This window comes from Bradyrhizobium semiaridum (genome assembly GCF_020329505.1).
Lineage (GTDB): Bacteria > Pseudomonadota > Alphaproteobacteria > Rhizobiales > Xanthobacteraceae > Bradyrhizobium > Bradyrhizobium semiaridum.
In genome coordinates this window covers 219,361-232,703 of sequence record NZ_JAGKJJ010000002.1, presented here as the reverse complement: position 1 = coordinate 232,703, position 13,343 = coordinate 219,361, and the positions used below count along the sequence as shown (strand labels likewise).

11 protein-coding genes and 1 pseudogene are annotated in these 13,343 nt (G+C 65.2%); 7 read left to right on the top strand and 5 right to left on the bottom strand.

Going from position 1 to position 13,343, the window contains the following annotated elements; translation table 11 throughout:
- Positions 1–1,180 precede the first annotated feature (1,180 nt).
- From J6500_RS03500 to J6500_RS03490, 3 genes are all read right to left on the bottom strand, one after another.
- Positions 1,181–2,338: a mechanosensitive ion channel family protein gene (locus J6500_RS03500; RefSeq protein WP_225711271.1), complete on the bottom strand. Its 1,158-nt coding sequence runs from the start codon at positions 2,336–2,338 to the stop codon at positions 1,181–1,183.
- Positions 2,339–2,735: 397 nt separating this feature from the next.
- Complete coding sequence (gene puuE / locus J6500_RS03495) at positions 2,736–3,674, bottom strand: allantoinase PuuE (RefSeq protein ID WP_225711270.1); 939 nt, start codon at positions 3,672–3,674, stop codon at positions 2,736–2,738.
- A 2-nt stretch (positions 3,675–3,676) separates the two neighbouring features.
- Entirely contained in the window at positions 3,677–4,090 is a 414-nt protein-coding gene (locus J6500_RS03490) for a DUF3830 family protein (RefSeq protein ID WP_044587353.1), read from the bottom strand.
- Positions 4,091–4,298: 208 nt separating this feature from the next.
- Between J6500_RS03490 and J6500_RS03485 the strand changes: the two genes are divergently transcribed.
- Positions 4,299–5,033, top strand: a complete 735-nt coding sequence (locus J6500_RS03485; protein ID WP_225711269.1) for an SDR family NAD(P)-dependent oxidoreductase — start codon at positions 4,299–4,301, stop codon at positions 5,031–5,033.
- A 110-nt stretch (positions 5,034–5,143) separates the two neighbouring features.
- A complete protein-coding gene (locus tag J6500_RS03480) occupies positions 5,144–5,344 on the top strand; it encodes a hypothetical protein (protein ID WP_225711268.1) in 201 nt (66 codons plus the stop codon).
- Positions 5,345–5,364: 20 nt separating this feature from the next.
- Here J6500_RS03480 and J6500_RS03475 read toward each other — a convergent pair whose 3' ends face one another.
- Positions 5,365–6,234, bottom strand: a complete 870-nt coding sequence (locus tag J6500_RS03475; protein WP_225711267.1) for an aldose 1-epimerase family protein — start codon at positions 6,232–6,234, stop codon at positions 5,365–5,367.
- A gap of 277 nt (positions 6,235–6,511) precedes the next feature.
- Here J6500_RS03475 and J6500_RS03470 point away from each other — a divergent pair, with 277 nt between their 5' ends.
- Together J6500_RS03470 and J6500_RS03465 are read left to right on the top strand one after the other, a co-directional pair.
- Positions 6,512–7,405: a CHAD domain-containing protein gene (locus J6500_RS03470; RefSeq protein WP_225711266.1), complete on the top strand. Its 894-nt coding sequence runs from the start codon at positions 6,512–6,514 to the stop codon at positions 7,403–7,405.
- 229 nt (positions 7,406–7,634) lie between these two features.
- Positions 7,635–8,068 (top strand): annotated as a pseudogene (locus tag J6500_RS03465) (SulP family inorganic anion transporter); the annotation flags it as partial.
- Positions 8,069–8,129: 61 nt separating this feature from the next.
- Here J6500_RS03465 and J6500_RS03460 read toward each other — a convergent pair.
- Complete coding sequence (locus tag J6500_RS03460) at positions 8,130–9,140, bottom strand: LacI family DNA-binding transcriptional regulator (RefSeq protein ID WP_225711265.1); 1,011 nt, start codon at positions 9,138–9,140, stop codon at positions 8,130–8,132.
- A gap of 109 nt (positions 9,141–9,249) precedes the next feature.
- Between J6500_RS03460 and J6500_RS03455 the strand changes: the two genes are divergently transcribed.
- From J6500_RS03455 to J6500_RS03445, 3 genes are all read left to right on the top strand, one after another.
- Positions 9,250–10,122, top strand: a complete 873-nt coding sequence (locus J6500_RS03455; protein ID WP_225711264.1) for a phytanoyl-CoA dioxygenase family protein — start codon at positions 9,250–9,252, stop codon at positions 10,120–10,122.
- Positions 10,123–10,200: 78 nt separating this feature from the next.
- On the top strand, positions 10,201–11,544 hold the full coding sequence (locus J6500_RS03450; RefSeq protein ID WP_225711263.1) for an MFS transporter: 1,344 nt from the start codon (positions 10,201–10,203) through the stop codon (positions 11,542–11,544).
- Positions 11,545–11,713: 169 nt separating this feature from the next.
- Entirely contained in the window at positions 11,714–13,342 is a 1,629-nt protein-coding gene (locus J6500_RS03445) for a glycosyl hydrolase family 79 N-terminal domain-containing protein (RefSeq protein WP_225711262.1), read from the top strand.
- The last annotated feature ends 1 nt before the right edge of the window (position 13,343 follow it).

Sequence of the window (13,343 nt, the reverse complement as noted above, 5' to 3'; positions counted from 1 at the left end):
GGGCCAAAAGCCGACATTTGCTGCACACACGCACACATTTAAATGGTTGTTTGCTACTGACCTGTTCCGAATTGGTAGCTTATCTGCCGTGCGTCCAAGCGTTGGAAGAAATCCGACCCCACATGCAGAGCTGGCGGTATGGGGGCTCACATGAAGCTAGTATCGGTCATATTTCTCATCGGCTGGGGCGGAACGGCTTTAATCTCTGCGACCGCTGGAGAGTTGCGGTGTCCGACCCGACTGCAAATTCCACAAGCATCGTTTAGCGTCGATAGTCGAGAGTGGACTTTTCAGCCAAATATGGGACTTCATCATGTGACGGTGATGCACGGCGACGGGGTAAGAGGTTCCAGCTCCGTGACTTGCGGACGAGGAATTGGTGACTATTCGACCTCAACTCGCGCAAATTGTCGGTTCGTGAAAGACCAGAATTCAAAGATTGAAGCGCTGCGTTTCTCTCATGGTCTACTTGAAAAATGCGAAATTCCAAATATCCCTCCACCCGGCATTACGAATTCTCCGGGTACATCAGGCTGGATACACGATACCAACGATAGCTACTGCGTCGTCGTGTGTGACGACCGAGTTGGGAAGCGTTGAGCAACATCGCGAAATGCGCTGATCGTCAGCTTCGGGTCAAGAGCTGACCACGGCAATCCGCTTGATGTATACCGGCCCCTTTCCAAAGCGGACATTGCAGCGGTCTGGGCAACGGTCAGCTATCGGCCAACAGCAGAAGTCGTCGTCTTAGATCGGGTAGCGCCATTTCAGGGCGCGCCGCACGAAGAAGGCCGCGACAAGCACGACGGCCCAGACCGCTAGATACGCAACGAGGACCCAACGATCGGGAGGCAAGTAGGCTGGGCCGAACATAAGGATGAGAATTGCCAGGAGAATTACTATTCGCGCGTAAGAAAGCGGAGAGCGGTATATCCCCGTTGGCCTAAGTTCCAGCGATCGTTCGTGGCTGCGTTTGGCACGAAGGAGGAAGTACACAAACGAGCCGACAAATAGGAGAAGTGCGAGCCAATTCATGCAGCTGGATTAGCACCGAAGGCACTAAGCATTTCTGATTGGGACATGAAGAATTAGATATGATCGACCCGATCGGGTCAAACGACGACTTGGCCGCCAAACGACCTCCGTTTGTTCCGCTTGCGTCAATCAGGTTATGGCTGCGTCAAAGTCCGCGGCCTGTCTCAGTTGGGTGACGGCGCGACCGCGCGGTCGGCGCGCGGCGCAGGAAGTTTCGGCCGAAGCCGTCGTCCTCGGCCGGCGCCAGCAGCGCGCGGTCGCGCGGCAGCGCCTCGGGCATCTCGTCGCGGATGAACGCCAGCAGCTTCTCGCGGATCTCGCAGCGCAAGTCCCAGGACTGCGGCGCGTTGCGGGCGCTGACCAGCGCGCGCAGCTCGATGGTGCGCGGATGGGTGTCGATGACCTGCAGATTGACCACCGCGCCATCCCACAGCTTGGATTCGCGCGCCGCCTGCTCGAGGCGCTTTCGGATGCGCGGCACGTCGGCGCTGTAATCGACATGCAGGATGATCGTGCCGATCAGCGATTGCGCGTCGCGCGTCCAGTTCTGGAACGGACGTTCGATGAAATGGGACAGCGGCACCACCATGCGCCGCCAGTCCCACAGACGGATCACTACATAGGTCGAGGCGATGTCCTCGACCCAGCCCCATTCGTTCTCGATCAGAACGGCGTCCTCGATGCGGATCGGCTGGGTGACCGCGATCTGCACGCCGGCGATCAGATTGCTGAGCAGCGGCCGTGCGGCAAGACCGAGAATGAGGCCGGCGGCGCCCGCGGAGGCAAACAGGCTGACGCCATATTGTCTAACCGAGTCGAACGTCATCAGCGCGGTCGACACCGCGATGATGACGACAAGGGTATCCGTGACCCGCTTGAAGACGCGAACCTGGGTGACGTGCTTGCGTGCCAGGAAATTCTCGGCGACATCGTGGCGGAATCGGTCGAGATATCGCGTCGACACCATGTCGACGGCGCGGATCAGGATCCAGCCGATCAGCGCGATTACGGCGACGCCGAAGAAATGACTGAGCGCTTGCCGCAGCAGGTCGCTGAGCGGCGCCAGCGGCAGCACCAGCGCGACGGCTGCGAGGCACAGCGCCAGCCGCGTCGGCCCCGAGGTCCGGTCGAGCAGCATCGTCGCGACCGGGTTCTTCAGGCCCAGAATGCGGCGCGTCACGCGCTGTGCGATCGAATGAATGAGCAGCGCGACGAGCACCGCGCCGACGATCAGGCCGAGGCCGATCACCCAATCCGGCACCCAGCCAAAGGCGTGTTCCAACTCGATCAGGAACTCTTGCATCGATCCGCCCTGCTCCAGCATTGCTGGCCGCTAACGCAGGGTATCCGCACATCGTTTCATCGCCTGTGCAAAGCAGCAATCCAGCCGACGCAACCCGGGCTGAGGGCAGCTCGGCTCGCCGCATGGAACTGGGCACAGAGCCGCGCAGGCCAGCGCGACGAGTGCTTCAGGACGAGAGACTTCAGATTGTGTGGAGTACACGGCAGTCGCAAGCGCGTGACCTCGACCTGGCCGCTCGCAATTTCGGAATATTGGAAGAATATCGCTGAGTTGCCCGACGTGTCAAGTCGAATGTGGAGCGTCGAATGTAGAGCGCCGGCAGCCGCCGCCTCCTTTGCATGGGGTTGTTTTTCGAGATTCTGCGTGTGCACCCCCGCGACCGCGCGGCGACCGCAAGTCAGCCGATCTCGAATGCCTGTTCGGCGAGATGCTTGAGATTGGCGTGCCAATGCTCGGCGATCGCGAGCCGGGTCGGCACCCAGACATGCTCGTGCTTGCCGATGTAGTCGAGGAAGCGCATCAAGGCGGCGGCGCGGCCGGGACGGCCGACCACACGGCAATGCAGGCCGACCGACATCATCGCAGGCCGCGTCGCGCCCTCGGCATAGAGCACGTCGAAACTGTCCTTGAGGTAGGTGTAGAACTCGTCGCCGCCGCCAAAGCCCTGCGGGTTGATGAAGCGCATGTCGTTGGCATCGAGCGTGTAGGGGATGACGAGATGCGGCTCCGTTCCCGGCGCCTTGATCCAGTACGGCAGATCGTCGGCGTAGGAATCGCAGAGATAGCGCAGGCCGCCGGCTTCCATCAGCAGCCGCAGCGTGTTGATCGAGGAACGGCCAGTGTACCAGCCGAGCGGCCGCGCGCCGGTCGCTTCGGTGTGCACGGCGATGGCGCGCGCGATCTCCTCGCGCTCCTCGGTAACGGACATGTCCTTGTGCTCGACCCAGCGCAGGCTGTGGCTGGCGATATCCCAGCCAGCCTCCTGCATCGCCGCGACGACGTCCGGGTTTCGCTTCAGCGCCATCGCGACGCCGAACACGGTGACCGGCATCCTGCGCTCGGTGAACATCCGCCACAGCCGCCAGAAGCCGGCGCGCGAGCCATATTCGAACATCGATTCAATATTGGCGTGGCGCTGTCCGGCCCAGGGCTGCGCGCCGAGCACGTCGGATAGAAACGCTTCCGACGCGCGATCACCGTGCAGGATGTTGTTCTCGGCGCCCTCCTCGAAATTGACCACGAACTGCACGGCGACGCGCGCCGCCTCGGGCCATTTCGGATCGGGCGGGTTGCGGCCGTAGCCGCGGAGATCGCGCGGATAGCGTTGCTCGCTCACATCTAGACTTCCTCGAAGCGGATCTTCTGCGCGCCCTTCCACAGCACGGTCTTGCCGAATGCGGTCAGGTTCTCCAGGCCCGAGGTCAGCGTGATGAAATGATTGCCGGCGAGCTGGCCCATCTTGCTGGCGAAATGCACGCCGCCATAGGCGAGCAGGATCTCGGTCTCGCTGATGCCGCCGGGATAGAGGATGATCTGGCCGGGTGCCGGATAGCTGGTGTGGTTCTCGTAGGAGACGCCGAAATCGAGATCGCCGAGCGGCATCCAGACGCCTTCGCCGCTCCAGCGCACATGGATCGCCTGGCTCTCGAACGGCATCGCCTTGCGGAACGCGGCGACCGTCTTCGGCGCGAGCTGCTCCTCGAAACGGGCATCAAAGGTGAACTCGCCGGCGCGGACAATCAGTTTGCTCATCGATCTCTCGTGGGGGTGCATTGCAGAAATGACGCCCCAGCATTGCCGAGCGGGCGTGCCCGACGCAAGGCCAATTCCGGCGATTCCTGCCCGAATTGCCGCCCTTGCGGCGTCCGTCAACGCAGATTTGAGCAGGCCTTGGGCGGACTCACATTGCGCCCCCCGTGCGCTTTTGCGAGCTTGCGCGCCAATCGAGAGGATGCTGGCGATGACAACGAACAGCCTACACGGCCATGTGGCGCTGGTGACCGGAGGCTCGCGCGGCATCGGCGCGGCCATCGTCAAGATGCTGGCCGAGGCCGGCGCCGCGGTTGCGATCAATTATCGCGAGCGCGCACCGGATGCGGAGGCATTGGCGAAGCGCATCACCGCGGCCGGCGGCCGGGCCGTGCCGATTGCCGCAGATGTGTCCGAGGCCGCCGCCGTCGCCGGCATGGTCGAGCGGGCGCGATCCGCGCTCGGCCCGGTCGATATCCTCGTCAACAATGCCGGCATCGCCATCGTCAAGGGCGTCGACGATCTCACCGAGGAGGATTTCGACCGCACCATCACGGTCAACCTCAAATCGGCGTTCCTGTGCACGCAGGCGGTGCTGCCGATGATGCGCGCCAAGCAATGGGGCCGCATCGTCAATATCTCCTCCGGCGCCGTCCGCGGCGCGGGCTCGATCGGCCCGCACTACAACGCATCCAAGGCCGGCATGGAGGGGCTGACCCGCGGCTATGCCGCGCGCCTCGTCAAGGAGGGCATCACGGTGAATGCGGTGGCGCCATCGCTGATCGAGACCGACATGATGAAAGGGCAGACCGGGCTGGTCAGCCGGATTCCGATCGGACGCTTCGGCACCGCCGAGGAAGTCGCGCAGGCCGTGATGCTGTTGGTCAATAACCCCTACATGACCGGGCAGACCATCGCGATGAGCGGCGGGATGGCGTTCAACTGACCCGGTCGACACGTCGCTGTTCCATCGGCCGCTGTCATCAAACCATGGCGGGAACTGTGCTTGCGTTGCGATCGTTATCTTACAGGCGAAAACCAGATCTGGAGCTTGCCGTGATCGATCCGAAAGCGCTTCTCGAACGCGCCGCGCAACTGGCCGATCAGGCCAAGGGCGAAGAGGATGCGAGCATCCGCGAACGGCTGCTGCGCATGGCCGAGCACTACCGCGATCTCGCGGCGCACGAGGCTTGGGCGAACGAAAATCCGCCATCGGTCGCCGCGCTCACCAGCGCGCTCGGCTCCCGCCCGCATTGAAGCCGACGGCCGGATGGCGATCAGCTCACGCGAATGCGATAGCTCAGCGACTGACGTCCGCCCGGCGCGATGTGCATCACACCGGGCTTGTCGGCGAATTCGCCGTCGAACTCGGCAGGGCTGGCAAATCCACGCCACGGCTCGATGCAGAGGAACGGCGCGCCGCCCGGCTTCGACCAGACGCCGAGTTCGCGAAAGCCGTTCCACGAGAGCTCGATCGCCGGCCCCTGCGCAGCGGCGAAACGGACCGATGAGCTTGCGACCTGATCGAGGATCATGGCGTCGTCATCGAACAGCCGCTCCGACAGTGCAAGGGTCCGGCCCTTGACTGGCGTTGGCTCCGATTGCGGCCGCATCAACCCATCTTTCAGCCGCCGGATCGGCGCGGACTCGTCCTTCGCGAAGCTCAGCGTGTAGGCATCCTTGGGCAATCCCTGAACCAACGGCCAGTTGAAGGCGGGATGACCGCCGAGCGACGCCGGCAGCACCTCGTCCCCGGTATTGACGATGTCAAAGGCGACCTCGAGCGCGGCGTCGTCGACGCTGTAGGTCACCTCGAGGCTGAACGCGAATGGATAGCGCGCGCGGGTCTCGGCGTCGTCGGCGAGCACCAGTCTGCACGAGCGCGCCCCCCGCTCCAGCCACTCAAACCGCCGGTCGCGCGCGAATCCGTGCTGCGTCATCGGATAGGCCTTGCCGTTGTGGCGCAGCGTGTCGCCCTTGAGCCGGCCGACGATCGGGAACAGGATCGGCGCGTGCCGCGGCCATTGCGGGCCGGCCTGCCACAACAGCTCGGCGCCGTCGGCATTGCTGAGCGACGACAGCTCCGCCCCTCGCGCCAGGATGGTCGCGGCGATCGCCTCGCCGCGCAGCGTGTAACTGTCAGTCATATCCTCGCCTCACCAGAATGCGCTCCGCCGGCAGCAGATGTTGGATCGCAGCAGCCGCGTCAACCCCGGCCATGCCGTCCGCGAATCTCCGCCGGCCCGTCCTTGCCGCAGGATTCATGCCGATATCGCCTTGCAATTGCGGCATTTTGGCCGCGCAGCCGGATCGTCGTGCTGCCGCGGAACAGAAAAGCCTTGATCGGGACCGATCAAACGGGAAATCTTTCGGGCAGCGAAGCCGCGTGCCGCGTTGCGGCCCGGTTTGGGGTGCGAGATAGACATGACGCCATCGGCAGATTCGGCCAAGATCATCCGCCTGAAGCGGCCGCGCCATCTCAGCCAGGCCATGCGTTGCGAGACCGCGTTTCGGCTGATCCTGTCCGAGTGCCTCGAGGACGTTGCGATCCATCACGACGCCGTACTGGCCGGCGATGCAACCGCGCTGCATCAGACCCGCGTCGCACTGACGCGGCTGAAGGCCGCGGTCGCGTTCTACGGACCGATGGTCGCGGACAGCGAATGGACGCGGCTGAAAGCCGAGCTGAAATGGCTGAGCGGCCATCTCGGCGCGACGCGCGATCTCGACGTCGCGATCGAGAACAGCCTCGGCCAGCCCGAGGAGCGCATGTTCAGGACCGCGCGCGCCGAGGCGTTCGAGCGCCTCAAGGAGGCGCTGCAGAGCGATCGCTACCTGCACTGGTTCGAGGGCATGTGGGACTGGGTCGGCAGCGGCCCGTGGACCGCAAGGCAGGATCGCCGCGCCGCGCAGCGGCGTGCGGTGCCGGTGTCGGTGTTTCACGCCCGCCGGCTGGCGCGATGGCACCAGAAGCTCTGCCGGAAGAGTCGCGGCTTGCAGGGCATGGGCAAGAACAAGCGCCACCGCGTGCGGCTCGCCAGCAAGCGGCTGCGCTATGCCATCGAATTCTCCGAAGGAAGCCTTGCCGCTGACGATTACGCGTCGTGGCGCAACGTGCTGAAGCATCTGCGCAAGGGGCAGCAAATCCTCGGCGAGCTGAACGACGACGAGGTGCGGCGCGGGCTGGTCGAAAGCGCCGATGCGCTCGAGCAGCGCGCCCGCAAGCGCAGGGCCAGGCGCCGCAGGGTGCACGAGCGCAAGCGCAAGAGCCGGCTGCTGCGGCACGCCGCGTCCGTCTACCGGAAGATTGCCGGATGAGGCTGATCGCAGATACGGGACGCGCATTGATCCGATCGGCATTTGCGGGGACGTATTTCGCTTACACTGTTTCTGCAATATTCGCTTCGACATCCCCTCCACGCGGTGGTCTGCATGCCTGACGGATCGTCCACGGGCGCATCTCTATCGTCCCAAGCTCGTCACCACGCTGACCGAAGGGTACGGGCTGAAAGCATTTCGGCATGATGTGATGGCCGGGCTGACGGTCGCGGTGGTGGCGCTGCTGCTCGGCGGCGTCGAGAGCCTGCTCTCGGCCAAGGTCGCCGACAGCATGACCGGCCGCAGCACCGCTCCAACATGGAGCTGGTCGGGCAGGGCATTGCCAACATCGCCTCCGCTTTGTTCGGCGGCATCAGCGTCACCGGCACGATCGCGCGCACCGCGACGAATATCCGCGCCGGCGCACGCAGTCAGCTCTCCGGCATGCTGCATGCAGTCTTCCTGCTGCTGTTCATGATCGTGGCCGCGCCGCTCGCCGGCTACATCCCGCTCTCGGCACTGGCTGGCGTGCTGGTGGTGGTGTGCTGGTACATGGCCGAAAAGGAGGAGTTCGTGCACCTGGTCACGGACTGGCGCGCCGCCGCGGTGCTGATCCCGACCTTCGCCCTGACCGTGTTCGAGGACCTGACATTTGGCATCATCTCGGATGCCTGATTGCCGCGGCGCTTGGCGGCGTCGAGCGCTGGCAACGGGGCGCAAGGAGCTAGCCGCTGTCGCGCAGCACCAGCTCGAAGCCGAGATCGACGCGGCGCTCGCCACTGCGCTCCAGCGTCAGCGCCGCCGCCGTGCGGCCGATGGCATCGCCATGCACGCTGATCGTACTCAGGGCCGGCGAGATCAGCCGGCCCATTTCGAGGTCGCCGAGGCCGATCACGGCGACGGGCTGTGCTGACGCGGGTCCCTCGCGCAGCAGCCCGGCGTTGCGCAGCCCCGCCATGAAGCCGATCGCGTGCGCATCATTGGCGGCGAACACCGCTTCGACGTCAGGCAGCCGCGCATGCGCGACCACGCTGCCCGTGGCATTGCGCTCGAGGATCAGCCGACGCGGCTCGGCAAGTCCGCTTGCCAGGATCACCTCGCGGAAGCCGAGCCAGCGCCGCGTCGCGCGCGGATCATCGCCGCCGATGAAGGCAAGCTGCCTGCGTCCCTGCGCGACGAGATGCTTCGCAACGGCCATACCGGCCTTGTAGTTGTCGAAGCCCGCGACCGCATCGATCGGCGTCGCCGGCAGATCCCAGGTCTCGACGATCGGGATGCGCGCGTTGCGCAGCAGGCGTGCCCCCTCCTCCGTCGCCGGCGAGCCGACCATGACGATCGCTTCCGGCCGCCGCGACAGCAGCGCCGCCAGCATGCGGTCCTCGCGCGCCGCGTCGTAACGTGACTGCGCCAGGATCACGGAGAAGCCGAGCGGCTCGAGCTTGTCGGAGAGTCCCTGCACGGTATCGGCGAAGATCGAATTGGCGATCGTCGGCACCAGCACGCCGACCGAATTGGTCCGGGCGCTCGCCAGCGCGCCCGCGACGAGGTTCGGCACGTAGCCGAGCTCGCGCATCGCCTGCTCGACCCGCGCCCGGGTTTCGGGAGCGACCAGATCGGGCGTCCGCACCACGCGGCTCACCGTGATCGAGGAGACGCCGGCGCGTTTGGCCACTGCCGAGAGCGTGGGCGCGGCATCGGCCGGGCCGGTTTCGGGGACGGTCAGATCGCTGCTCATGGGTCCGAGGGTGCACGATTCCAGGTTGCCAAGCCATGATGTTAGCGCTAACATACCGACATGTTAGCGCTAACATTGCATCAATGACTGAAATGAAGGGAGAAACGGCATGATTTCGGACGAGCAGGCGCAGGCCTACAAGCGCGACGGGGTGATCGTGGTCCCGGAGGTCCTCAACCAGGAGACACTCGGCCGGGTACGCACGGTGCTCGCCGAGCTGGTCGCCGGCGCCGCCGCGGTGACCGAGCATACCGACGTCTACGATCTCGAGCCTGGCCATACGCCGGACAACCCGCGCGTCCGCCGCATCAAGGCACCGCACAAGGTGCACCCGATCTTCGACGAGATCGTCCGCAGCCCCGCCGTGATCTCGATCCTGACCAAGCTGATCGGCCCGGGCCTGCGCCTGCACGGCTCCAAGCTCAACATGAAGTCGGCGCAGTACGGCTCACCGGTCGAATGGCATCAGGACTGGGCGTTCTATCCGCATACCAATGACGACATCCTCGCGATCGGCGTGCTGCTCGACGATTGTGATCTCGAGAACGGCCCGATGCTGGTAACGCCTAGGACGCACACCGGCGACAGGATGTGGGACCATCACGGCGACGACGGCCACTTCGCCGGACTGATCGATCCCGATCTGATCCAGGACGAGATCAAGCGTGCGGTGCCCTGCATGGGCAAGGCCGGCAGCATGTCGTTCCACCACGTCCGCGCGCTGCACGGCTCGGCGACCAACACCTCGAACCGGCCGCGCAATCTCTTGCTCTACGAAGTCGCGGCCAGCGATGCCTGGCCGCTGATGGGCGTCAAGGACTTCGGCGAGTTCGACAGCCGCCTCTTGGCGGGCCCTTCGGTGGTGACGCCGCGGCTCACCAACGTGCCGGTGCGCATGCCGCTGCCGCCGGCGAAACGGCAGGGCTCGATCTACGAGACCCAGTCGGCGTCGAAGAAATCCTACTTCACCCGCGCCGCCTGATCGAACGACCAATGCCCGCGGTCTCGCCGCGGGCATTGCTGCTTTCAATACATAAAAACAGACATAACGGGAAAACGAATGACCAAGATGGCAGATGGCGCCGGCCAATCGCGCCTGCGTGTGATTCTCGCAGCCAGCGTCGGATCCGCGCTGGAATGGTATGACTTCTTCCTCTACGGCACCGCCGCCGCGCTGGTGTTCGGGGAGCTGTTCTTTCCGAAGAGCGATCCGGTCGTCGGCACGCTGCTGTCGTTCCTGACCTTCGGCGTCGGCTTCGTGGTGCGGCCGCTCGGCGGCCTCTTGTTCGGTATCCTTGGCGATCGTTACGGCCGCAAGCCGGTGCTGGTCTCGACGCTGCTGATGATCGGCATCGGCACCACCGCGATCGGCTTCCTGCCGACCTATGCGCAGATCGGCGTCTGGGCGCCGATCCTGCTGGTCGCGATGCGCGTCGTGCAGGGCCTCGGCGCTGGCGCCGAATATGGCGGCGCGGTGATCTACCTCGTCGAGAACGCGCCGCCGAAGCATCGCGGCTTCTGGGGCGGCTTCGCGCCGCTCGGCGTCTCCGTCGGCAATCTGCTCGCGGCCGGCGCGTTCGCGCTGGCGACGATGCTGCCGCGCGAGGATTTGATGAGCTGGGGCTGGCGGGTGCCCTTCCTGGCGAGCTTCCTGCTGATCCTGGTCGGCATCTTCGTCCGCATGCGCGTCGCCGAGACGCCGGTCTATACCGAGGCGGTGGTCGCGCGCGGCAAGGTCGAGAGCAATCCGGCGATGGAGGCGCTGCGCCGCCACCCGCGCAACTTCTTCGTGGTGCTGGGAGCGCGGATGGCCGAGAACGGGCTCGGCTATTTCTTCCCGGTGTTCGGTCTCAGCTACGTCATCACCACGCTGGGCGTGCCGAAAGCGGATGCGCTGAGCGCGCTGATGCTGGCGTTCACGATCGAGCTGTTCGCGATCCTCGGCTTTGCGGCGCTGTCCGACCGCATCGGGCGGCGGCCGGTCTACATGTTCGGCGCGCTGGCCGGCGTGGCGCTCGCCTTCCCGTTCTTCTGGATGGTCGGCACCAAGGAATGGATCATGATCGCACTCGCCTTCATCCTGGCGCGCGCAGTGGTGACGGCGGCGATGTTCGGGCCGCAGGCGGCGTATTTCGCCGAGCTGTTCCCGCCGCAGCGCCGCTTCGCCGGCTTCGCCTTCGCGCGCGAGCTCGGCTCGCTGCTGTCGGGCGGTCCGGCGCCGTTCGTCGCCACCGCATTGGTGGCAGCTTATGGCACCTGGTGGCCGGTCGCCTGCTACGCGATGTTCCTGTCGCTCTGCACGGTGATCGCGATCTGGATCGGGCCCGAGACCTATCAGGAGAATATCGCGACCGACCAGACCACGCGGAACGAACTGCCCACCGCGATCCCGGCGCGGGCGTGAGCCGTGGTCCGACGGCAATCGCGCGCCGTGCGGGTCAGGTGCAAGCCTGCACTCTGGTAAGGGACGCACTGGCGGAAGGGTTCCTCCCCCCCCCCTTGTGGGGGAGGGCTAGAGAGAGGGGTGCCACGCAGCGTACTCTCTCGACATGTTCTTTGATCAAGCGCGATAGATGATTGCGATGGCGGTGCACCCCAACGATCATCTCGCCTGGGGCTTACCCCTCTCCCCAACCCTCCCCCGCAACGGGGGAGGGAGCCTGACTGGCTTGCTTACCTTACGCTCCAGCGGACCCATCTCGCTTTGCAGGTCCGTTCGCCAACGCGCCGCGCGCTTCATTGCCACGGCCATCGCGACCTTCGTCTGCACGAGCGCGCTCGCGGCCGAGCTTGTGCTTGACGTTGCGACCATGCCACGCGTTGCGACCATCGATCCGCGCTTCCAGTCCTACAACATCGAGATGGTCGAGGTGACCGGCGGGCGCTTCTGGAAGCCCTATGCCGCGGCCGATGCGCAGGCGGGCAAGGCCGACCGGTTCGCGCAACGCCCACCCATCGATCTGCACGACGCAAGGCTGCGCAAGCTCGCGGCGGCGCTCGCCCCATCGTATTTGCGCGTGAGCGGGACCTGGGCCAACAGCACCTTCGTTGCCGATACCGACATTCCGCCGCCCGTGCCGCCGGCCGGATTCGACGGCGTCCTGACGCCACAGCAATGGCGAAGCGTGATCGACTTCTCGCGCGCGGTTGACGCGCCGATTGTCACGTCGTTTGCGATCAGCGCCGGCACGCGCGATGCTGGTAGACCGTGGACAGCGACACAGGCCCAGCGCCTGCTCGCCCACACGCTGAGCTATGGCGGACACCTCGCCGCTGCCGAGTTCATGAACGAGCCCGACCTCCCGGCGATCGGCGGCGCCCCTGACGGCTACGATGCTGCGGCCTACGCACGCGACTTCGCGACCTTCCGCAGTTTCATGAAGCGCGCCGCGCCCGATGTGACCATCCTTGGCCCAGGCACTGCCGGCACTGGCGCAGATGCCGCGGCGTTGTTTGCCGCGACAGCACAAGGCATCGATGTGGTCTCCTATCACCACTATGGCGCGCTCTCGGCCCGCTGCGATGGCGATCGCACGTCGGAGACCGCCCTGTCGGACGAATGGCTGGCGCGAACCGACAAGACATTTGCATTCTATCGAACGCTGCGCGACCGGCTCGCGCCGGGCATGCCGATCTGGCTGACCGAAACCGCCGAGGCGGCGTGTGGCGGCAACCGCTGGGCCGCCAGTTTCGTCGATACTTTCCGTTATCTCGACCAGCTCGGACGACTTGCAAAAGCCGGCGTCCAGGTGGTGATGCACAACACGCTTGCCGCCAGCGACTATGGTCTGCTGGACGAGCAAGCCCATCGGCCACGGCCGAATTACTGGGCGGCCCTGCTCTGGCGCCGCTTGATGGGCACGACCGTGCTGGATACCGAAGTCGCGCCGCAGCGTGGCCTTCACGTCTACGCCCACTGTGCGCGCGACCGGCGGGGCGCTGTTGCGCTGCTCGTCATCAACAATGACAGGGAGCTGGAACGCAAGCTGATGCTGCCGACCGCATCGCAGCGCTACACGCTGGCAAGCGCGACGCCCGAAGACGGCACCATCAAGCTCAACGGCAACACGCTTGCGCTTACGGCCGGAGACGATTTCCCGGCCCTCACCGGTGAAGCCGTCGCAGCTGGCCCGATCACGCTGGCGCCAGCTACGGTCACCTTCCTGATCGCGGCCGAAACCGGCAACCCGAACTGCTTGTAGC